This is a genomic window from Streptosporangium amethystogenes (assembly GCF_000721075.1).
In the GTDB taxonomy this organism is placed as follows: domain Bacteria; phylum Actinomycetota; class Actinomycetes; order Streptosporangiales; family Streptosporangiaceae; genus Streptosporangium; species Streptosporangium amethystogenes.
In genome coordinates this window covers 1-262 of the sequence record NZ_JOEQ01000204.1, presented here as the reverse complement: position 1 = coordinate 262, position 262 = coordinate 1, and the positions used below count along the sequence as shown (strand labels likewise).

Below are 262 nucleotides of genomic sequence, written 5' to 3'. Positions count from 1 at the left end.
GGTGTGCTGGCGGCGGTGTCGGCGATGCGTGGCCGGCTGGCGGGGTTGCTGGAGCATGAGCACGCTCCGTTGGCGGTGGCGCAGCGGGCCAGCGGGGTGAGCGGTGATGTGCCGTTGTTCACCTCGATGTTCAACTACCGGCGCGACCCGAGCCGGCAGGACGCCGGGCAGCAGGCGGATGAGGGGGTTGAGGGCAGCCGGACCGTCTTGGTGGTCGACCGCAACAACTACCCGTTGTCGGTCGCGGTCAATGACAGTGGGG

1 protein-coding gene is annotated in these 262 nt (G+C 69.5%); it reads left to right on the top strand.

The window, feature by feature from the left end; genetic code table 11:
- Positions 1-15: 15 nt before the first annotated feature.
- A partial coding sequence (locus tag IG98_RS46415; RefSeq protein ID WP_157594921.1) for a hypothetical protein occupies positions 16-262 on the top strand: 247 nt, incomplete at its 3' end.